Origin of the sequence: Ancylobacter oerskovii (assembly GCF_018390555.1) — a bacterium.
GTDB classification, from domain to species: Bacteria; Pseudomonadota; Alphaproteobacteria; order Rhizobiales; family Xanthobacteraceae; genus Ancylobacter; species Ancylobacter oerskovii.
Window position 1 is genome coordinate 205,175 of the sequence record NZ_JAHBGB010000027.1, and the last position, 21,084, is coordinate 226,258.

19 protein-coding genes are annotated in these 21,084 nt (G+C 68.3%); 9 read left to right on the forward strand and 10 right to left on the reverse strand.

From position 1 onward, the window contains the following. Positions 1–13: 13 nt before the first annotated feature. The 5 genes from KHC19_RS12805 (at position 14) to KHC19_RS12825 (ending at position 5,712) form a co-directional block, all read left to right on the forward strand. Positions 14–1,090: a branched-chain amino acid ABC transporter permease gene (locus KHC19_RS12805; RefSeq protein ID WP_213352743.1), complete on the forward strand. Its 1,077-nt coding sequence runs from the start codon at positions 14–16 to the stop codon at positions 1,088–1,090. Next, a complete protein-coding gene (locus tag KHC19_RS12810; RefSeq protein WP_213352744.1) occupies positions 1,090–1,845 on the forward strand; it encodes an ABC transporter ATP-binding protein in 756 nt (251 codons plus the stop codon). Before KHC19_RS12805 ends, KHC19_RS12810 begins: the two co-directional genes overlap by 1 nt. After that, positions 1,838–2,551 (forward strand): ABC transporter ATP-binding protein, encoded by a 714-nt coding sequence (locus KHC19_RS12815; RefSeq protein ID WP_213352745.1) that lies wholly within the window; start codon positions 1,838–1,840, stop codon positions 2,549–2,551. Before KHC19_RS12810 ends, KHC19_RS12815 begins: the two co-directional genes overlap by 8 nt. A gap of 27 nt (positions 2,552–2,578) precedes the next feature. Beyond that, positions 2,579–3,568, forward strand: a complete 990-nt coding sequence (locus tag KHC19_RS12820; protein ID WP_213352746.1) for an acetamidase/formamidase family protein — start codon at positions 2,579–2,581, stop codon at positions 3,566–3,568. A 419-nt stretch (positions 3,569–3,987) separates the two neighbouring features. Next, on the forward strand, positions 3,988–5,712 hold the full coding sequence (locus KHC19_RS12825; protein ID WP_213352747.1) for a nitrilase-related carbon-nitrogen hydrolase: 1,725 nt from the start codon (positions 3,988–3,990) through the stop codon (positions 5,710–5,712). A gap of 25 nt (positions 5,713–5,737) precedes the next feature. Here the strand turns inward: KHC19_RS12825 and mdcH are convergent, their stop codons facing one another. The 8 genes from mdcH to KHC19_RS12865 are packed head-to-tail and all read right to left on the reverse strand — an operon-like array spanning position 5,738 to position 13,113. After that, positions 5,738–6,625 carry a malonate decarboxylase subunit epsilon gene (gene mdcH / locus KHC19_RS12830; protein WP_213352748.1) on the reverse strand — a complete coding sequence of 296 codons (888 nt, stop codon included), beginning with the start codon at positions 6,623–6,625 and terminating at the stop codon, positions 5,738–5,740. Next, a complete protein-coding gene (locus KHC19_RS12835; protein ID WP_213352749.1) occupies positions 6,622–7,287 on the reverse strand; it encodes a malonate decarboxylase holo-ACP synthase in 666 nt (221 codons plus the stop codon). The genes mdcH and KHC19_RS12835 overlap by 4 nt, the downstream gene beginning before the upstream one ends. Then, positions 7,278–8,084 carry a biotin-independent malonate decarboxylase subunit gamma gene (gene mdcE, locus KHC19_RS12840; protein WP_213352750.1) on the reverse strand — a complete coding sequence of 269 codons (807 nt, stop codon included), beginning with the start codon at positions 8,082–8,084 and terminating at the stop codon, positions 7,278–7,280. Before mdcE ends, KHC19_RS12835 begins: the two co-directional genes overlap by 10 nt. Continuing rightward, the gene (locus tag KHC19_RS12845) at positions 8,077–8,940 is read right to left on the reverse strand and encodes a biotin-independent malonate decarboxylase subunit beta (protein ID WP_213352751.1); all 864 of its coding nucleotides are present in this window, start codon (positions 8,938–8,940) and stop codon (positions 8,077–8,079) included. Before KHC19_RS12845 ends, mdcE begins: the two co-directional genes overlap by 8 nt. After that, on the reverse strand, positions 8,937–9,224 hold the full coding sequence (locus KHC19_RS12850; protein ID WP_213352752.1) for a malonate decarboxylase subunit delta: 288 nt from the start codon (positions 9,222–9,224) through the stop codon (positions 8,937–8,939). Before KHC19_RS12850 ends, KHC19_RS12845 begins: the two co-directional genes overlap by 4 nt. 3 nt (positions 9,225–9,227) lie before the next feature. Beyond that, positions 9,228–10,103, reverse strand: a complete 876-nt coding sequence (locus KHC19_RS12855) for a triphosphoribosyl-dephospho-CoA synthase (protein WP_213352753.1) — start codon at positions 10,101–10,103, stop codon at positions 9,228–9,230. Between the two features lie 3 nt (positions 10,104–10,106). Further along, positions 10,107–11,759 (reverse strand): malonate decarboxylase subunit alpha, encoded by a 1,653-nt coding sequence (mdcA, locus tag KHC19_RS12860; protein WP_213352754.1) that lies wholly within the window; start codon positions 11,757–11,759, stop codon positions 10,107–10,109. Between the two features lie 10 nt (positions 11,760–11,769). Then, positions 11,770–13,113, reverse strand: a complete 1,344-nt coding sequence (locus tag KHC19_RS12865; RefSeq protein ID WP_213352755.1) for an SLC13 family permease — start codon at positions 13,111–13,113, stop codon at positions 11,770–11,772. Between the two features lie 256 nt (positions 13,114–13,369). Between KHC19_RS12865 and KHC19_RS12870 the strand changes: the two genes are divergently transcribed. Continuing rightward, positions 13,370–14,047, forward strand: coding sequence for a GntR family transcriptional regulator (locus KHC19_RS12870; protein WP_246548803.1), 678 nt, complete (start codon positions 13,370–13,372; stop codon positions 14,045–14,047). Positions 14,048–14,159: 112 nt separating this feature from the next. Here KHC19_RS12870 and betC read toward each other — a convergent pair whose 3' ends face one another. Next, on the reverse strand, positions 14,160–15,674 hold the full coding sequence (betC, locus tag KHC19_RS12875; protein WP_213352756.1) for a choline-sulfatase: 1,515 nt from the start codon (positions 15,672–15,674) through the stop codon (positions 14,160–14,162). A gap of 76 nt (positions 15,675–15,750) precedes the next feature. Further along, positions 15,751–16,707, reverse strand: a complete 957-nt coding sequence (gene choX / locus KHC19_RS12880) for a choline ABC transporter substrate-binding protein (RefSeq protein ID WP_213352757.1) — start codon at positions 16,705–16,707, stop codon at positions 15,751–15,753. 143 nt (positions 16,708–16,850) lie between these two features. Here choX and KHC19_RS12885 point away from each other — a divergent pair, with 143 nt between their 5' ends. The 3 genes from KHC19_RS12885 (at position 16,851) to KHC19_RS12895 (ending at position 21,054) form a co-directional block, all read left to right on the forward strand. Then, the gene (locus KHC19_RS12885; protein WP_213352758.1) at positions 16,851–17,744 is read left to right on the forward strand and encodes a LysR family transcriptional regulator; all 894 of its coding nucleotides are present in this window, start codon (positions 16,851–16,853) and stop codon (positions 17,742–17,744) included. A 241-nt stretch (positions 17,745–17,985) separates the two neighbouring features. After that, positions 17,986–18,966 (forward strand): TAXI family TRAP transporter solute-binding subunit, encoded by a 981-nt coding sequence (locus KHC19_RS12890; protein WP_213352759.1) that lies wholly within the window; start codon positions 17,986–17,988, stop codon positions 18,964–18,966. Positions 18,967–18,981: 15 nt separating this feature from the next. Next, positions 18,982–21,054 (forward strand): TRAP transporter permease, encoded by a 2,073-nt coding sequence (locus KHC19_RS12895; RefSeq protein WP_213352760.1) that lies wholly within the window; start codon positions 18,982–18,984, stop codon positions 21,052–21,054. The last annotated feature ends 30 nt before the right edge of the window (positions 21,055–21,084 follow it).

A 21,084-nucleotide genomic window follows, 5' to 3' on the forward strand; every position in this document is an offset into this window, starting at 1 on the left:
GAACACGAGACACATGAACGCGCTTACCCGCTTCCTCCACCGCCTCGAAGGGCCGCAGACGCTGGGCCGCGGCCCCGCCTTCTGGGCCGGCTTCCTCGTCGTGCTCGCCGGCGCCTGCGCCTATCCGCTGTTCTCGGACGGCTACACGGTCGGCAACACGGTGTATTTCTTCACCTGGATCTTCATGGCCCTCGGCCTGTGCCTCATCTGGGGCTATGGCGGCGCGCTGAGCTTCGGGCAGACCGCCTTCTTCGGCATCGCCGGCTATGGCTACGGCATCCTCACCATCAATTTCGGCGCCGCCTACGGCTTCACCTTCGTGGCGCTCATTCTCGCGGTGGCGCTGGCGGCGCTGTTCGCGGCGCTGCTCGGCTACTTCCTGTTCTTCGGCCGCATCTCCGGCGTGTTCCTCGGCATCGTCACTTTGTCGGTGACGCTGGTGCTGGAACGCTTCATGGCGCAGACCGCCGGCCCGGAATGGCGCATCGGCAACGCCCGGCTCAACGGCTTCAACGGCATGAGCAACATGCCGCCGCTCACCCTGCCCTGGCCCGGCGGCGACATCGTGCTGTTCCCCGACGTGCAGCTCTACTACGTGGTGCTCGGCATGCTGGTGGTGGTCTATCTCGGCCTGCGCATCCTGGTGAACTCGCCCTTCGGCAACGTGCTGGTCGCCATCCGCGAGAATCCCGAGCGCGCCGAGATGCTCGGCTACGACATCCGCAAGTACCAGCTCGGCACCTTCGTCATCGGCGCGGCGCTGGCCGGCCTGTCGGGCGTGCTCTACACCAGCTGGGGCCAGTACATCACGCCCTCCAGCATGGGCATGACCGCCGCCGCCCTGCCCATCGTCTGGGTCGCGGTCGGCGGGCGCTCCGATCTCACCACGACGCTGGTCGGCACCGTCACCGTGCTCGCGGTGTTCCAGGCGCTCACCATCCACGGCAGCCAGTACGCGCTGGTGGTGATGGGCGCGATGCTGGTGCTCACCGTGCTCCTGGCGCCGAGCGGCCTCATCCTCGCGCTCGCCAGGCTCGTCGCCCGCCCCTTCACCAGACGGGAGAACAACAACCTGCGGGGAGACGCGTAATGCCGCTCATCGAGACCCGGGCCCTCAACAAGCGCTTCGGCGGCCTGCACGTCACCAACAATGTCGACCTCGCGCTGGAGACCGGCGAGGTGCACTGCCTCATCGGCCCCAACGGCGCCGGCAAGTCGACGCTGTTCCGGCTGATCCTCGGCGAGCACACGCCGAGCTCGGGCGCCATCCTGTTCGCCGGCGAGGACATCACCGCGCTGAAATCCTTCCAGCGCATCCGCCGCGGCATGAGCGTGAAGTTCCAGGTGCCGGGCATCTTCAAGGCACTGAGCGTGCGGCAGAACCTCGAAATCGCGATGCAGCACCATTACGAGCCCGCGCATCTCGCCGAGGAGATCGACCGGCTGCTCGCCTTCCTCAAGCTCACCGCCGATGCCGGCCGCCTCGCCGGCAATCTCAGCCACGGCCAGAAGCAATGGCTGGAGATCGGCATGGCGATCAGCCTCAAGCCGCGCCTACTGCTGCTCGACGAGCCCACCGCCGGCATGTCGCCGGAGGAGACCCACGCCACCGGCGAGATGATCCAGCGCCTCAATGCCGAGGGCATGACGGTGCTGGCGGTGGAGCACGACATGGCCTTCGTGCGGCAGGTCGCCCACAAGGTCACGGTGCTGCATCTCGGCAAGGTTTTTGCTCAAGGGTCCATCGACGACATCGTCGCCAATGAGGACGTCGCCGCGATCTATCTCGGGCAGACGACGGCCCATGCGACCGCCCACCAGCAGCCGGGAGGGCTCCATGCGTAAGGAAGTCATGCTCTCCACCATCGGCCTCCGGGCCGGCTATGGCGGCAAGCCGGTGCTGCAGGGGCTCGACCTCGAGGTGCGCGAGGGCGAGATCGTCGCGGTGATCGGCCGCAACGGCGTCGGCAAGTCGACGCTGATGAAGAGCCTGATCGGCCTCGTCCCCACCATGGACGGCTCCATCGTCTATCAGGGCAGCCAGGTCGAGCGGCTCTCCGCCTTCAAGCGGGCGCGGCTCGGCATCGGCTACGTGCCGCAGGGCCGCGACGTGTTCCCGCGCCTCACCGTGGGCGAGAACATCGCGGTCGGCGGCCTGCGGGCCGGCGGCGTCTCCGAGGCCGACCGCAAGCGGGTGCTCGGCTATTTCCCGATCCTGGAGGAGCGCTGGAACCAGCGCGCCGGCACCATGTCCGGCGGCCAGCAGCAGCAGCTCGCCATCGGCCGGGTTCTGGTCGCCAACCCCTCGCTGATCCTTCTCGACGAGCCGTCGGAAGGCATCCAGCCCAACATCGTGCAGGACATCGCCCGCATCATGGTGCAGCTCAACAGGGACACCGGCGTCACCGTCGTCCTCGTCGAGCAGAACATCGACATGATCCGGGCGATGGCCCAGCGCTGCTACGTCATGGACAAGGGCCGCGTCGTCGCCGCGCTCGGGCGCGAGGAGCTCGCCGACGGCGACGCCATGCGCCGCCATCTCGCCGTCTAACCGACCGCCATTTTCAAGGAGAACAGCATGTCCTGGCTCGAAAGCTCCCTCATGGCCCGCAAGGGCCTTGCCAAGGGCAAGGCCGGCGCCACCCACACCCTCACCGAGGCGGAGCAGGGCACCTACCATTATGTCTACGGCCCCTATGTCGACCCGGTGCTGAAGGTGCAGCCCGGTGCGGTGGTCGCCGCCGAGACGCATGACGCCTTCGAGGGCAAGATCAGGCACGAGACCGACAACCCGCTCGAGATCCTGAACTTCCCCTATCTGAACCCGCAGAACGGCCCGATCTTCGTCGAGGGCGCGGAGAAGGGCGACACGCTGGCGGTCTACATCAAGAGCATCGTCCCGCGCGGCGAGCAGCCGGTCGGCACCACGCTGATCATGCCCGATTTCGGCGGGCTGGTGCCGACCAAGGACACGGCGATGCTCAACGCGCCGCTGCCGATCAAGGTCAAGAAGCTGCATGTCGACGCCGAGACCGGCACCAAATGGAGCGACAAGCTCACTTTGCCCTATGTGCCGTTCATCGGCACCATCGGCACCTCGCCGGAGATCGAGGCGATCACCTCGCTGCAGCCGGATTATTACGGCGGCAACATGGACCTGCCGGATGTCGGCGTCGGCGCGGTGATCTACCTGCCGGTGAACACCAGGGGCGGCCTGCTCTATCTCGGCGACTGCCACGCCACCCAGGGCGACGGCGAATTGTGCGGCGTGGCGCTCGAGCACCCGACCGTCACCACGGTGCAGATTGACCTGATCAAGGGCTGGACCATCCACACGCCGCGGCTGGAGACCAAGGACTTCATCATGTCCATCGGCTCCACCCGCCCGATGGAGGACGCCACCCGCATGGCCTATCGCGACCTGATCCGCTGGATGGCCGCCGATTACGGCTTCGACGAGATCGAGGCCTACATGCTGCTCACCCAGTGCGGCCGCGTGCGCCTCGGCAACATGGTGGACCCCAAATACACGATGGGCGCCTCCATCCTGAAGTCCTATCTCGGCTGAGGGACGACCCGGCAGAGAGACGTGTCTCCCGCTCCCGGCACCGAATTCGGCTGACGTCCACCCCAACCGCCCCAAGCAACGTAGCTCCCTCTCCCCATTGGGGAGAGGATTGGGGTGAGGGAACATGGATGGCGTGCGGCCGGGAAGCTATCGCCTCCCTCTCCCCGTTGGGGAGAGGGGTGGGGTGAGGGGTCTTCCCGGCTCCCCAATGTCGTCACCCCTCACCGACCCGCTTCGCGGGCCACCTCTCCGCCGAAGCCGGATGTTTCCGGCTTCGGCTTTGCCGGAACCGAACTCGGCAACAGCCGAGTTCGGGCGGGGAGAGGATGATTCCGACAGATCGCCCAACCACCTCTTTTCCCGGTGACCGCCCGCCCCTTGCGGCGCGCCGGACGCCCCCTCCTTGCCCGGAGCCTCCCATGACCACGCCGCTGAAAGTCGCGACCGTCCAGTTCGAGCCGACCATGTTCGAGAAGGAACGCAACATCGCCCGCCTCCTCGACATGGTCGCGGAAGCCGCCGCGGCCGGCGCGAAGCTGATCGTGACGCCGGAGATGGGCACCACCGGCTATTGCTGGTTCGACCGCGAGGAGGTCGCGCCCTTCGTCGAGCCGATCCCCGGCCCGACCACCGAACGCTTCGCCGCCGTGGCGCGCGCACATGGCAGCTACATCGTCATCGGCATGCCGGAGGTCGATCCGGCGACCAACCTCTATTACAACGCCGCCGTGCTGATCGGGCCGGAAGGCGTGGTCGGCACCCACCGCAAGACGCACCCCTATATTTCCGAGCCGAAATGGTCGGCGCCGGGCGATCTCGGCCATCAGGTGTTCGATACCCCCATCGGCCGCATCGCCATGCTGGTGTGCATGGACATCCATTTCGTCGAGACCGCGCGCCTCGCCGGGCTCGGCGGCGCCGACATCATCTGCCATATCTCCAACTGGCTGGCCGAGCGCACTCCGGCCCCCTACTGGATCACCCGCGCGGCGGAGAACAGCTGCTACCTCATCGAGGCCAATCGCTGGGGGCTGGAGCGCACGGTGCAGTTCTCCGGCGGCAGCTGCGTCATCGGCCCGGACGGCGCCATCGAGGCGGTGATCGACGCCGGCGACGGCATCGCCTTTGCCGAGCTCGACCTCCAACGCGCCCGCGCGCGGCGGGTGCTGGGCGAGAAAGTGTTCGAGCAGCGCCGGCCGGAGCTCTACATGGAATTGGCGACCAGCACCTATAGCTGGAACCCGCTGGATTTCTTCGGCCTCTACGGCCACCGCCCGCTGCCGCCCGGCCGGCGCTCGCGCATCGCCGTCGCGCAATTCGCCCCGACCGGCGACGTCGCCGCCAATCTCGCCCGCATCGAGCAACTCGCGGTGCAGGCCTCCCGCGAGGACGGCGCCGAGCTGGTCGTGTTCCCCGAGCGCGCGATCACCGGCCTCGACGCGCCGAACGCCCAACGGCTCGATGGTCCGGCGGTGGCCCGGCTCGTCGCCCTCGCCACGCGCCATCGTCTCCACATCGCCGCCGGCCTCGCGGAAGAGGACCGGGACGGCACGCTCTACAACAGCGCCGTGCTGGTCGGCCCGCAAGGCGTGGTCGGCAGCTACCGCAAGCTGCATCTCGACGCCTCCGATCACAACTGGGCGAAGCCGGGCGATCGATGGGGCGTCTTCGACACCGGATTTGGACGCATCGGTCTACTGATCGGTCACGACGCCGCCTTCCCGGAAGCGGGCCGGGTGCTGGCGCTGAGGGGGTGCGATCTGGTGCTCTGCCTGGCCGCGCTGCGCGGCCCGCTGGTCGCCGCCCATGCCGGATCGAAGGTGCCGCAGGATTATCCGATCCCCACCGGCGCCACCGCCCATCATTGGCATCTCATGCGCACCCGCGCCGGCGAGAACAACCTGTATCTCGCCTTCGCCAACATTCTCGACGAAGCCGCTGGCTACAAGGGGAAAAGTGGCGTCTTCGGGCCGGATACCTTCGCGTTTCCGCGCCGCGAAGCCATCCTCGATGGGGAAGAAGGCAGCGTCACCGCCGAGATGGACACCACCAACCTCGATACGCGCTATCCCACCAATGTCGTTCGACGCAAGGATCTGGTCGCGATGCGCCATCCCCACCATTATCGTCCCCTGATCGCATAGACCGACCGGCTACGGCCAGGAACGGCTACGGCCAGGCCTGCTCCATGGCTCTCACAACCATCCCGGGATGCGCCTCCCCTACCAGATCGGCCAGCACCCTACCCGGAGGCGCCTGCAGCACCTCGTTCACGCCCCGCTCGACGAGAAGCTCCATCGCATCGTGCCAGCGCACCGGCTCGGCGACGTTGCGTACCAGATCCTCCGCAACGGCCTCAGCCGCGCCGAGCACCCGCGCGCGGCGGGCGCTGGCATAGACGAGGCGCGGCGCGCGAAACGGAATGTCCCTCGCGACACGGGCGAGCGCCTCCGCGACCGGGGCCAGCAGCGGGCAATGCGACGGCACGACGACCGCGAGCCTCTCCGCCTTTCGTGCCCCGGCCTGCACGGCCAGCCGGCACAGCAGCTCCAGCGCCGCGTCGCTGCCGGACACCACGATCTGGCGGGGCGCGTTATAGTTGGACAAATAGAGGTCGCCGGCGCCGCGGCTCTCGGCGACCAGCCGTTCCACCCGGCGCGCCGGCAGGCCCAGTATCGCGGCCATTCCGTAGCCGGACGGGAACAGGCCGGACATCAAAGAGCCGCGCGCCGACACCAGGCGCAGCGCGTCGGCAAAGTCGAGACACTCCGCCGCGACAGCCGCCGCAAAGGCGCCGACCGAATGACCCAGCACGGCATCGACATGCCGGCCTTCAGCCGCCAACGCCCTCGCCGCCGCGACCCCGGCGACAAGCAGGCCGAGCTGCGCGGCCTCGGTGCCGGCCAGTGCCGCTTCGGTGTCCAGTTCCTGCCAGCGCCGACCGAGCCGGTCGCTCGCCTCCTCCAGCGTGGCGGCAACCGCCGGATGGGGCGGCAGCCCGGCCAGCATGCCGGGCATCTGGCTGCCCTGGCCGGGGAACAGCAGCGCCGTGCTCATGCCTGCGCCGTCAGCATGGCGCGGGAGACGAGCCGCGGCCCTTCCGCCCCGCGCAGCAGGACCTGTTCCGCCGTGCCGCAGAGCTCCGCCAGCGACACCGCGCCCTGCCTGCTCTCCACCAGCACATCAACCCGCACCGCCGCCGTTTCGCAGATCGCCTGCATTTGCCGCAGTGGCAGGAGCGGACACGGAAGCTCCGCCCGAACGATCAAATCGAGATCGCTCTGTTCGCGCAGCACCGGGCGCCCCGTCGCCAGCTCGAAGCCGGCGCCGCCGGCGATGCCCCATGGGAGGCCGGCGGCATCGAGCCGCGGCGCGATGTGCCGTAGTGCCTGCATGACGGGATGTCCGGCCCGGTCCGCGCTTTCCCAGGCGCGTCGACGCGCCAGATCTTCGGGGCGAACCCTCTCGACGATCGCGGAGGGTGCCAGGAAGGCGGCGCAACGCTCCTCCCGGCCAGCCCCCCTTATGCCCACGGCCACCCGTCCGCCGCGCGGCGGGGCCCGGCGGACCACCACCCAGGGCGTCGCCGCCAGCGCCCCGGCCAGCCATGAAGGAGGGTCCGCGACCGCGACCGCGTCCGGGGAAGAAAGCCGCAGCAGATCGTGGACCCCAAGTTGGCGCTCCCGCGGCCTCCGGTCGTCGGCCAGGGTCAGTTCCATTCCGCCGCCAGCTTCTCGCGCACGAGGATGGAAGCCGCCCGATTGCGACGCGCCTCGTCCGAAAGGCGGCGGCTGGAGAGGTCCCGCGGGCCATGCCGCGCGTCGGCGATCGCCGCGACGAGCTGCTCGCGGACGCGAGAAACATCTGCCGCCGTCGGCGAATCCGCGTTCACGCCGTCGATCAGCGCATGCAACAGGCCGAGATGGGCGAAGGAAGCCACGTCATAGGCCAGCGGCAGGATATCCCGGCCCAGCCGTTCGAGGTCGGCGACGCTGCGCCGGGTGACACGCGCCGCGGCCGCCTTGCCCATGGCATGGATGGATACTCCCGGATCGTTCAGTGCCAGCACGCGGTTCGCCTGGTAGCCATGGGCGAGGAAGGCGCCGGAGAGAGCATTTCCCACCACCAGCGACACGACCGGATGGCCGGCGAGCCGCGCGGTGGCATACGCGTCCACCGCCCCGGCGCAGGACAGGTGAATGCCGAGCAGTTCCTCCATCCGCCCATAGGCCTGGCTGGGCACGTCGACGATGGCGAGGATCGGGCGCCCCGAGCCGTCGATCGCCTCGCGCACCCGGGCCGCGATCGCCCACCCCTCGTCGATGCCGATCTCTCCCTGCCGTGCGCGGGGCAGGCGATTGTTCGGATCGGGCACCACGGCGATGATACGCGCCGTATCCGGCCCGAGGGGAGCATCGGCGGCCAGCACCGAGGCCACGTCGCCGGCGAGCGCCGACACGCCGCCGGCGAGCCCTTCGAACCAACGCCTGCCGCGCAGGCTTGCCGCCTCACTCATCACCCGCCTCCCGATCCGAGCCGTTTTCCGACCAGAGTCGGCGAAGCGCCGTACCTTCCGCACGTTCCGGCAGCTGCGCCAGACGCTCCCGCCAGAACGCCACGCGCTGGCTGGCATGGGCTGCCGGCATGCCGGCGGCGAAGGCTGCCCGCACCGCCTGGCCGATGGCCTCGGCATCGTCTTCGATCAGTATGTCCGCAAAGCCGGTGGCGACGCGCTGCTCGCCGCCGGTGAGGCTCCAGATCAGCGGCCGGTCGCGGCTGTCGAGCTCGGCGATGCCGGCATTCTGCTCGATCACCTCGGGTCCATTGAGGCCGAGCCGCCCCTGCCGGGTCATGATCAGCCGACTGACCAGCCCGGCGGTGATCGACATGCCGCCGAAGCAGCCGACCATGCCGGCGATGACGCCGACCACCGGCACATGCTGGCGCAGCGCGATCAGCGCTGCATGGATATCCGCCATGGCGGCGAGCCCGAGATTGGCCTCCTGCAACCGGACGCCGCCGGTCTCGAACAGCAGGACGGGGCGGATCGGCACGCCGGCCTCGGCATCCTTCAGCGCCAGTTCCAGCGCCCCGGCGATCTTGGCGCCGGACACCTCGCCGGTGCTGCCGCCCTGGAAGGCGCCCTCGATGGCAAGGACGACCGCGGGCACGCCGTCGAGCGTGCCACGCGCCACGACGACACCGTCGTCGCTTTGCGGCACCACGCCCTGCCGGGCGAGCCACGGCGACTCGACCCCTTCGAACGGCCCCAGCAATTCACGGAAACCGGCGGCGTCAAGCAGCCTGCGGGCGCGCTCGCGGGCACCCATCTCGACGAAACTGTCGCGAGCGAGAAGAGCGGCCGAATTCATGTCGCGGTCTCCTCGAGAGCCTGGGCAAGGCGCAGCGCGACGACACCGGGGGTCGCGCCCGCATCGTTGATCTCGACCCGCACGGCGACGGGATGCCGGGCGAAGAAGCGCTCCAGCGTGGCGCGCCAGACGGCGCCGAAGCCATCGACGCTGGTGCGCACGGTCACTGTCGTGGTCTCTGCCGGCCAGAGCAGCACTTCGAGATCCCCCGAGGCCACCACACCGACATGGGCGCGCCCGGATATCCTGCGCTCCCCGGGAAAGCTGAGTTCGAGCGTCTCCATCGATCAACCCTCCCTGCCGAGGCTATCGAGAAACAGCGCCGCGGCCAGCATGTCGGCGGCGCCGCCAGGGGACGCATTGAGCGCCAGCAGCCGGCGGTCCAGCGCCATGAGCGCGGCCCGCCCGGCGGGCTCGCGCATGCCGCCCGCCGCAATCACCGCACGGGCGCCGAGCCGCGCCACCCTGAGCGCCCGGCGGCCGCCGCGATGCAGGAGGCAGGTGTCGTCGAGCCGGGCGATCACCGCGACCAGGGCGTCGAGCCGGGCCTCGTCTTCGCCGGCACCGGCTGCGCGCCGCCGGCGCAGGACATCGAAGGCAAGGCGGGCATGGGGAAAGCCCGCGGCCGCCTCGCCCCTCGCCCCGGAAACGCGCCAGATGCGGCAGGCGCGGGCGCCATGGGTGTCGTCGCCCGGGGCGAAGCGATCGCGATGGCGGGCAATGGCTCCGGCACGATCGCAGATCGCATCCACCTCGACCGAGCCACCGGCGCCGGCCGCGGCCGCGACCAGCAGGCCCAGTGCCCAGATCGCCCCGCGATGGGTGTTGGCGCCGCCGGTGACGGCATACATCGCCTCCTCGCCGGCGCGGCCGATCCGTGCCAGCTCCTCGCGCAGTTCCTGCGAGGCCGCACGCCCCTCGCCCGCCTGCGCCATCTGCACGAAGCAGGAACGCAACGCGCCGGCGGAAGCGATCAGCGTGTCGAGCTCGATATCGGCATGGGCGCCGGGGCCGCGCCTGTCGACGAGGCCGGGCTTCGGCGTCAGCACCGCCTCCGCCACCAATGCGTCCACCACCAGGGCGGCGAGCCGCTCGGCCTGGGCCAGCCCCGCGCGGGCAAGCCGGTCCGGGGCCGTGGGAGAAGGAACGAGAGCGATGGTCATGGCTCAATAGCTCCTGAAGCGCGCGGGCGGCTGATAAAGCCCCCCGGACCAGACGACGAGATCCTCTATGGTGCGCGCCGCCAGCAGCGAGCGCTTCGCCTCCGTCGGCCGCACGCCGAGATCCTCGGGATAGGCGACAAGGCCGCGCCGGCGGAGGTCATCCGTGCGGGCGGGATCGTGCCGGAGGCCGACGGGGCTGACGCCGGCCACCGCCGCGAGCGCCGCGCGGCGCTCTTCCTCGTCGCGGGCGAGATAGAGATAGGCCACCCCCTCCTCCGTCACGACGTGGCTGACATCCTCGCCATAGATCATCACCGGCGCGATCGGCATGCCCGCCGCCTGGCCGACCTCGATGGCGTCGAGCTCTTCCACGAAGGTCGGCACGCCGCCGGACTGGAAGGTCTCGGCCATCTGCACGACCAGCTTGTGGCCGCGCGCCAGCGGACTCGTGTCGGTCTTGAGGTCGAGCCAGGCCTTGCTGGCATGGCGGCGGCCACCGGGATCGTGCCCCATGTTCGGCGCCCCGCCGAAGCCGGCGAGACGCCCGGTGGTCACGGTCGAGGAATTGGCGTCGCCGTCGATCTGCAGGGTCGCGCCGATGAACATGTCGACCGCATATTGGCCGGCGAGCTGGCACAGCACGCGGTTGGAGCGCAGCGAGCCGTCCGGGCCGGTGAAGAACACGTCGGAGCGCGCCTCGATATAGCCCTCCATGCCGACCTCGCCGCCGAAGCAATGGACGCTCTCCACCCAGCCGCTCTCGATCGCCGGGATGAGCGTCGGATGCGGGTTCAGCGTCCAGTGCCGGGCGATCTTGCCCTTGAGGCCGAGCGATTGCGCATAGGTGGGCAGCAGCAGCTCGATGGCGGCCGTGTTGAAGCCGATGCCGTGGTTGAGCGACACCACGCCATGGCGCTCATAGACCCCGCGAATGGCCAGCATGGCCATCAATATGTGCTGCTCGGTGATGAGGCGCGGATCGCGGGTGAACAGGGGCTCGATGGCCGCCGGCCTGTCGGCCTTCACCACGAAATCGACCCACGAGGCGGGAATGTCGACGCGCGGCAGCACGTCGACGATCTCGTTCACCTGGACCACGACGATGCCGCCGCCGAAGGCGGCCGCCTCCACGATGGTGGGCGTGTCCTCGGTATTGGCGCCGGTATAGAGATTGCCGGCACGGTCCGCCTTTTCCGCCGCCACCAGCGCCACGCGCGGCGTGAGGTCGACGAACATACGGGCATAAAGCTCGACATAGGTATGGATCGCGCCGACCTCGAGCTTGCCGTCCTCCAGAAGCTGCGCGACCCGCAGGCTTTGCGGGCCGGCATAGGCGAAGTCGATGCGGCGGGCGATGCCGGTCTCGAAGATGTCGATCTGCTCGGGACGGCTGATGCTGGACACCAGCATATGCAGGTCATGGACCTTCGCCGGATCGACCTTCGCGAGGGAGCGGGAGAGGAAGTCCGCCTGCTTCTGGTTGTCGCCCTCCAGCGCGACGCGGTCGCCGGAGACGATGATCGTCTCCAGCGCCTCGACGATCCGGTCGGGCTTCAGGACGCGGCCGTCGGCGAAGGCGGCCGCCCGCTCGAGGCGGCGCTGCTTGTCCTCGCGCCGGGTCGACCAGGAACGCTCCGTCCCGTCCGGTCTGGTCATGGATGCCTCCTCACAACACCACGAAGAGCAGCCACACCACGAAGGGCGCGACCAGGGTGACCATCGCGCCATAGGCGACGAGTTGCTTGAAGAAGCCGTCGCGCGAGGCTTCCGGCGCGTTGGCCAGCACCAGGGCGCCGTTGGTCGAGAACGGGCTGACATCGACGATGGTGGAGGACACCGCCATGGCGGCGATGAAGCCGATCGCCTCCACCCCTGTCCCCGCCTGGAGGAAGGGCACGGCGAGCGGGATCAGCGAGCCGAGCACCGCCGTCGAGGAGGCGAAGGCCGAGACCACCGCGCCGATGAGGCACAGGACCAGTGCCGCCATGAGCGGGGACGCAAGGCCGGCGACGCCGTTGGCGGCGTAGTCGATGGTGCCCATGGCCTGCATCACGCCGACATAGGTGGACACGCCGGTGATCAGCACGATCTCCGGCCAGGTGACCTGCGCGACCGCCTTGCGCTGGAGCGTCGGCGCCACCAGCGACAGCACGAGGCCGATGGTGATGGCGCAGAAGCCGATGTCGAGATTGAAGGCCAGCGTCAGCACCGCCAGCAGGATCAGACCGGCGAGGGTGAGATACTGGTAGGGCCGGTTGTTCGCCATCGGATCGCCATTGGCCACCCCGCCTTCCGCGATCCGCCGCTCCAGGGTGATGGCCTCGGTCTCGGCATCTCCGTAGCGGGGCGGCGTCGCCGCGGGATAGCCCGCGCCCGCAGGGGCGCCCGCCATCTCCGCCCGCCGGCCGAGAAGCTTCAGCCCGCCCAGGGCGAAGAACAGCAGAACCGCCACACCTCCGTTGACGAAGAAGCTGGCGAGGAAGGTGACGATCGGATCGAGCGGCAATCCCGCCTTAGCCACCACGCCGTTGGTGATGCCGCCATAGATGCTGATCGGCGAGAAGCCGCCGGCCTGTGCGCCATGGATGACCATCAGGCCCATCATCAACGGGCTGATGCCGTATTTCACCGCGAAGCCCAGCGCGATGGGCGCGATGATCGCCACCGCGCCGGGGCTGACCGCCCCCACCGAGGTCAGCGCGGCCGCGATGAGGAACATGATCCACGGGATCGCCGCGACATGGCCGCGGACGGCCCGGACCGCCAGGCGGACCAGCCAGTCGATGGTGCCGTTGGTCTGGGCGATCGCGAAGAGATAGGTGATGCCGACCAGGGTCAGGAACAGTCCCGACGGGAAGAACGACATGATCTTCGTCGCCGTCAGTCCTGCCAGCAGCGTGCCGACGAGGAAGGCGCCGGCGAAGGCCAGCACACCCATGTTGACCGGCAGGATCGTCGCGACGACGAACATCAGCACCAGCCCGAAGATCGAAATCAGTTCATGCGACATGGCGCACCTCCCCCGTCCGGCGAGCGACGCGCACATGAGCCATCCAACCGCGCCCGGGGCGCAGCTTCGCTGTCACAATCATTGGCGTTTCCTCAGGGCGATTGGTTTGTATGTCTACCCGTGTGCGATCATCGCCGAATAGAATGCCAAGTCAACTTTTTCGTATACAAGAAGCTCGATATTGTGCGAAGGCCATCGCGCAAGCTAGCTTGGCGCGTTGCAAGCACCGCGGAAAATGGGGTTCATGTTGACGAGTTTGGCCGCCGATCGCGACACCGGAACCCGGCATGCCGACCGGCTGCGCCAGGCGCTGGAAGCCGACATCGTGACGGGGGTCTTCAAGCCCGGCGAAAGACTGGACGAACAACGGCTTGCCGATCGCTTCGGCGTCTCGCGGACTCCCCTGAGGGAGGCCCTGGCGCAGCTCGCCGCCAATGGGCTGGTGACGCTGCAACCCCGCCGCGGCGCCTTCGTCGTGTCGCTCACCTTCCAGGAGATCGTCGAGCGGTTCGAGATGATGGCGGCGCTCGAAGGCATGTGCGGGGCCTTGGCGGCGCGGCGGCTAGTGGCGTCCGACCGGGAGGCCCTGTTGAACTCGCTCGAGGCCTGCCGCCGGGAGGCCGCCGACGGCGACAGCGACAGCTACTACCAGGCGAACGAAGTCTTCCACCAGATCATCTATCGCGCGGCGCGCAATGCCTTTCTGGCGGAGCAGTCCCGCCAGCTTCAGGCCCGGCTGCAACCGTATCGCCGCCTGCAATTGCGCGCCGGACGCCGCATCGCGGCCTCCTTCGCCGAGCACGAGCGGATCGTCGCGGCCATCCTCGCCGGCGACGCCGAGGGCGCCGAGCGCGAACTGCGCGATCATGTGCTGATCCAGGGGGATCGCCTGCGCGACTTCTTCGCCAGCCTTGCCCATGCCGGCGAAGATTAGGCGCCGGCGCCTGGGCCGGAAGATCCGCGCAGGCGCTTGAACGACGCGACGTGACCCCGCCGGGATCGGCCCGGGCCGGACGTCGCCAGATTCGGCCGGAGGTCACACGTCGTCATTCCCCGCGCGGATAACGCTGTGACTCTTCGAGAATGTTCAGGTCCATATGGTTGCGCATGTAGCGCTCCGAGGCCTTCTGCAGCGGCTGGAAGTCCCATGGATAATAGGCGCCGTTGCGCAGGGCTTCATAAACCACGTGCCGGCGGGCCTGGCTCGCCCGGACCTCGGCGTCGAAGCGGGCGAGATCCCACCGCGCGCGCATGGCCGCGGTAAGGGCGGCGAGCACCCCGGCACAGGCGGGATCCTGCGCGCGATTGGTGATTTCGTGCGGATCCTCCTCCAGATTGGTCAGGATCGGCGGATCGAGCTCGCACAGGACCAGCTTCCATGGCCCGTCGCGCAAGGCGATGAGAGGCGCCTCAGAGCCTTCCGCCGCATATTCCATCGGCACCGCGGAGCGCGCGCCGCTCCCGCGGGCGAGCGGCACGAGGCTTTCACCATCGGTCCACGGCATGATGCCCGAGAGGTCCAGTGCCGCGAGGTCGGCGAGGGTCGGCAGCACGTCGAGCGTCGAGACGGGCCGGTCGATCCGCCCCGCCGGCAAACCCGGTGCGGCGATCATCAGCGGCACGCGCGCCGATCCCTCGAAGAAGTTCATCTTGAACCACAATCCACGCTCGCCGAGCATGTCGCCATGGTCGGAGACGAAGAGGATGATGGTATCGTCGGCGAACCGGCAGCGTTCGAGGATGTCGATCAGCTCGCCGATCTTCTCGTCGATATAGGAGATGTTGGCGAAGTAGGCGCGGCGCGAGCGGCGCACATCCTCGTCCGTCACATGGCTCGCGGCGTGGTCGCTCGCGAGCATGAGGCGCTGCGAATGCGGGTCCTGTGCCTCGAACGGAATCGGCGGGACCACCGGGGCCAGCGCCGGACAGCCCTCATAGAGATCCCAGAAACGCCGGCGGGCGACATAGGGGTCGTGGGGATGGGTGAAGCTCACCGTCAGGCACCACGGCCTGTCGTCCTGCCGGCGGGCGAGATCATAGAGCTTGCGCCCGGCGTGATAGGCGACCTCATCGTCATATTCGAGCTGGTTGGTGATCTCCGCCACCCCGGCGCCGGTGACGGAGCCGAGATTGTGATACCACCAGTCGATGCGTTCGCCCGGCCGCGTGTAATCCGGCGTCCAACCGAAATCGGCAGGGTAGATGTCGGTGGTCAGCCGCTCCTCGAAGCCGTGCAACTGATCGGGACCGACGAAATGCATCTTGCCCGAGAGCGCGGTGTGATAGCCCGCGCGGCGCAGATGATGCGCGAAAGTCGGGATGTCGGAGGTGAACTCCGCCGCATTGTCGTAGACGCGGGTGCGGCTCGGCAGCTGGCCGGACATGAAGGACGCCCGCGCCGGCGCGCAGAGCGGGCTTGCCGTGTAACAATGCGCAAAACGGGCGGAGCGCCGCGCCAGAGCGTCGAGATGCGGCGTGTGAAGGAAAGCCGCCGGCCCGTCCGGGAACAGCGTCCCGTTGAGCTGATCGACCATGAGGATGAGGACGTTCGGGCGTGTCATGCCGGGCTCCGCCGCGGAGAAGGAGGAAGGGCACGCCTGCGTCGGCGCACCCTTCCGAACATTTCGTAGCGGCGGATCAGATCCCGAGAGCCGCCTTCACCGCCGGCAGGCCGGGCTTGCCGTCCAGCGTGGTGACACCGGCAAGCCAGGGTTCGAGCACCTCGGGATGCGCCTTGAGCCACGCCTTCGCGGCCGCCGCGGGCTCCAGCCCCTCGTCGAGAATCTTGCCCATCATGGCGTTTTCCATGGAGAGGTCGAACTTCAGATTCTTGAAGAAGGTCGCGGCGTTGGGGCACTGCGCCGGCCAGCCGGTGCGTGCCAGGGTGCGCACGTCGGCGCCGCCGTAGTTCGGACCGAAATAGGCGTCGCCGCCGGAGAGATAGGTGATGTCGAACGTCTCGTTCATCGGATGGGGAGCCCAGGCGAGGAACACGATCCATCCCTTGCCGTTCGCCGAGCGCTTGACCTGCGCCAGCATCGCCTGCTCGCCGGATTCCACGACCTTCCAGCCGGTGAGGCCGAAATCATTCGCATCGATCATCTTCTGGATGTTCGCATTGGCCGGCGCGCCCGGTTCGATGCCGTAGATCTGCTTGCCGAACTTGTCGGCATTGGCGGTGAGATCCTTGAAGTCCTTCACCCCCGCCTCGGCGACATAGTTGGGCACGGCGAGGGTGAACTTGGCGCCGCTCAGATTGGTTGCCAGCACCTCCACCGCCTTGGCCTCGTTGAGGGCATCGATGAATTTCTGCTGTGCCGGCATCCAGTTGCCGAGGAAGACGTCGAGATTGCCGTTCTTCATCGACTCATAGCCGATCGGCACCGAGAGCGTCTTGACGTCCTGCGTGTAGCCGAGCCCGGCCAGCAGCACGCCGGCGATGGCATTGGTGGAGGTGATGTCGGTCCAGCCTGGATCGGACATGCGGATCGTCCGGCAGGCGGGCGCATCGGCGGCGGCGGCCGCCCCGGCGAGGAGAGAGGTGGAGAGGAGAGATATGGAGAGGGCACAAGCAGCCCTAGCGAAGCGATTCATGGTCGAACCTCTGGAAGCCACATGACTTGCGAAAAGGCTGTCCGTATTCGGATCTGCGCCATCTTGTTCCCTGACGCATCAGACCGTTAAATGGCTGCCCCTGTGAAGCACGGTCTTTTCGATGGCAGCCCTCATGAATCTTTATGGCTGAGCGTGTCCTCGACCTCGGCTGGATACGGGTGCTCGAAGCCGTCGGACGGCTCGGCAGCCTGACCGCGGCGGCGCATGAGCTGGGCCTGTCGCAACCCGCGGTCAGCTACACCGTGCGCATTCTCGAGCAGCAGCTCGGCACTTCCCTGCTGCTGCGCGGGCATCGCGGCAGCACGCTCTCGCCGGCCGGCGAGCGCCTGCACCGGGCCGCCAGCGCGGCGGTCGCCGAGCTCGATGCCGGTGCGCGCGCCATCCGCCGCATGAGCCGGCGGCCGGTGGTGCGGTTGTACACCGACTACGGCTTCGCCTCGTTCTGGATGATGCCGCGCGTCGCGCAGTTCAGGCAGGTGCGCCCCGATACCGAGGTGCACATCATCGCCTCCGCCGCTGCAGATCCCGGCACTGACGAAGCCGAGGACGTCGCCGTGCTGTTCGGCGCACGGCCGGATTTCGGCGAGGGCGCCACTCTGCTCTTCGAGGAATGCGTCTATCCGGTCTGCAGCCCGCAATTCGCCGCCCGCCACGGGCTGGCCGACAACCCTCGCCGCATCGTCGAACTGCCGCTGCTGCATCTGGAAAGCACGCCGTTTCCACGCTGGTTCACCTGGAGCGACTGGTTCGCCGCAATGCATATGGCGCGCGAGCCGGGACCGGGGGACCTCGGCCTCAACACCTACGGATTGGTGGTCCAGGCGGCGATCGCCGATCAGGGCGTGGCACTTGGATGGGCGGGCCTGATCGACGGCGCGATCGCGGACGGCACGCTGGTCGCGGTCGGCCCATCGATCTCGCGTCCCGACAGCGGGTACTGGATGCGGCCCGGCCCCGAGACCTCCGCTCCCGCACGCGACCTCATCGACTGGATCATCGAACAGGTACGGCGCTGATCCCGCGAACGGCGCTCCCCGGATCGAGCGATGCATCGCGCTTTGCCAAGGCCAGGAACCACCAGCCGGCCCGAGCTGGTCACGATGCAAACGGCGGCGTCGACGAGCGCACACTGGACAAGACGGCCCGATGGAAGCCGAGGCAAGATCGGCGCAATCTTCAGGGCTCTCTTGCCGGTTCCGCAACGAGAGCGCACCATCGCGGTTTCGCGACCACTGAAAGCAGAAGCGGAGACGGCTCATGAAGTTCTTCGGCAAGTTGAATCTCGTGGCGACCCTTGCCGGCCTGACGGCACTGACGGGGCTGGCGCTGGCTCAACAACCCACTTTCTTCCGCATCGGCACCGGCGGCACGGCGGGGACCTACTATCCGATCGGCGGCCTGATCGCCAACGCCATCTCGGCTGCCGGCGACAAGGGCGTTCCCGGCCTGGTGGCGACGGCCATCGCCTCCAACGGCTCGGTGGCCAATGTGAACGCCATTCAATCCGGCGGCGCCGAATCCGGCTTCTCCCAGTCCGACGTCGCCTATTGGGCCTATACCGGCACCGGGCTCTACGAAGGCAAGCCGAAGGTCGAGGACCTGCGCATCATCGCCACGCTCTACCCCGAAACGATCCATCTCGTCGCGGCCAAGTCCGCCGGCATCAAGTCGGTGAAGGATCTCAAGGGCAAGCGCGTCGCGCTCGACGAGCCGGGCTCCGGCACGCTGGTCGATGCGCGCATCGTGCTCGCCGCCTATGGGCTGACCGAAAAGGACATCAAGCCCGAATATCTCAAGCCCGGCCCCGCCGGCGACCGGCTGCGTGACGGCGCGCTCGACGCCTTCTTCTTCGTAGGCGGCTACCCAACCGGCGCGATCTCGGAGCTCGCCTCGTCCTCGGGCATCGAGCTCGTTCCCATTGCCGGACCGGAGGTGGACAAACTGCTCGCCGACTACAAGTTCTTCGCCAGGGACAAGGTGCCGGCCGATGCCTATAAGGGCGTGGGCGCGACGGATACCATCTCGGTCAATGCGCAGTGGCTCACCAGTGCCAAGCAGCCCGACCAGCTCGTCTATGACATCGTCAAGGTGCTGTGGAACGATGCCTCTCGCGCGGCGCTCGATGCCGGGCACGCCAAGGGCAAGCTGATCACCCTGCAGAACGCCACCAACGGCCTCGGCGTCCCGCTGCATCCCGGTGCGGAGCGTTTCTACAAGGAAGCGGGCGTGCTGAAGTAGCCCCGGCGCCCTCCCATGAGCAAGGAAGAATCCCCCTCCCCCGACGCCATCCGCCTCGAGCTCGACGAGGCGAAGGTCCGGGAGCTGGAAGAGGCCTATGATCCCGAGATCCGCTTCCGGCCGCTGGCGCCGGGAGTGGGCTATCTGGTCGGCGGTTTGCTGGTCGTCCTGTCGCTGTTCCACTACTACACGGCGGGCTTCGGGCTGCTGCAGGAAACGATGCACCGGGGCATCCATCTGTCCTTCGTGCTCGGCCTTGTCTTCCTGGTGTTCCCGGCGACGCGACGCGGCTACACGCAGCCGGCGCGCGCCGGCTTGCTGCGTCCGCTCGGCATCGCTCTGCCGGACTGGGTACTGGCCATCGCCGCCGTCGTGGCGGTGATGCACATTCCCCTGATCCCGCTGGACGACCTCGCCTTCCGGGTCGGCAACCCGACGACGCTCGACGTCATCCTCGGCGGCCTCCTCATCCTCGCGCTGCTGGAAGCGACACGGCGCTCGCTCGGCGTGCCGTTGCCGATCATCGCCCTCGTCTTCATGGCCTATGCGCTGTGGGGGCCGTACATGCCGGGCATATTGGTGCATCCTGGCGCCAGCGTCTCCCAGCTGATCGACCATCTCTACCTGACCACGCAGGGCATCTACGGCGTCGCCCTCGGCGTCGTGGCGACCTATGTGTTCCATTTCGTGCTGTTCGGCGTGTTCGCCACCCGCATCGGCCTCGGCCAGTTGTTCCTCGATTGCGCCGCCTGGGTCGCGGGGCGCTATGCCGGCGGGCCGGCCAAGGTGTCGATCTTCGGCTCGGCGCTGTTCGGCATGATCTCCGGCTCTTCGGTCGCCAATACCGTGACGGTCGGCTCGCTCACCATCCCCGCCATGATCCGTCTCGGCTACAAGCGCCACTTCGCCGCCGCGGTGGAGGCCACCGCCTCGACGGGAGGACAGATCACCCCGCCGATCATGGGCGCGGCGGCGTTCCTGATGATCGAGTTCCTGAACCTGCCCTACACCACGATCATCCTGGCGGCGATCGTGCCGGCCTTCATGCATTTCTTCGGCGTGTTCATCCAGGTGCATTTCGAGGCGAAGCGCAACGGCCTGCGCGGTCTCGAACCGCACGAGATGCCGGATGTGAAGGCGGCGCTGAAGCGCGACTGGCCGACCATCATCCCGCTGGTGGCGCTGATCGCCATCCTGCTCGCCGGCTACACCCCCTATCTCGCCGCCTTCTGGGGCATCACGCTGTGCATAGCCGTCGGCCTGCTCAACCCGCGCAACCGGATGAGCCTCACCGACATCGCCGAGGGCCTGCGCGACGGCGCCAAATACGCACTCGCCGTCGGTGCCGCGGCGGCCACCGTCGGCATCGTCGTCGGCGTCGTGACGCTCAGCGGCGTCGGCTTCAAGGTGTCGTTCATCGTCACCTCGACCGCCGCCTCGATGGCGTCCTGGGCAGGCGCGGCGCTGCCGGCCGCCCTCGCCGCACCGCAGACGCTGACGCTGCTGTTCACGCTGCTCATGACCGGCGTGGTCTGCATCCTGATGGGCTGCGGCATTCCGACGACGGCGAACTACATCATCATGGCCACCATCGCCGCGCCGGCGCTCGGCCTGCTCGGGGTCGAGCCGATCGTCGCCCATTTCTTCGTGTTCTATTACGGCGTCCTCGCGGACATCACGCCGCCGGTGGCTCTGGCGGCCTATGCCGCCGCCGGCATGGCCAATGCCGACCCGTTCCGTACCGGGAACACCGCCTTCCGCCTCGGCCTCGGCAAGGTGCTCGTTCCCTTCGTCTTCGTGTTCTCGCCGTCGCTGCTGCTCGTGACCAAAGGCTTCAACTGGCCGGACTTCGTGCTCGCCTTCGCGGGATGCGTGATCGGCATCACCTGCCTCGGCGCCAGCATCTCGGGCTGGATGCTTACCGGGTTGCGTGCATGGGAACGGCTGGTGCTGGCGGTGGCGGCCTTGCTGCTGGTGGCCCCGGAACTCTACTCGTCGCTGCTGGGCCTGGCCCTGTTCATACCGGTGCTGCTCATCCAGCGGGCAAGAAGGACGCAGGCCCAGCACGGATCGTTCTCGCCACAATAGGGGTGATGTTCCGAAAGCGCGTTCGGGTCG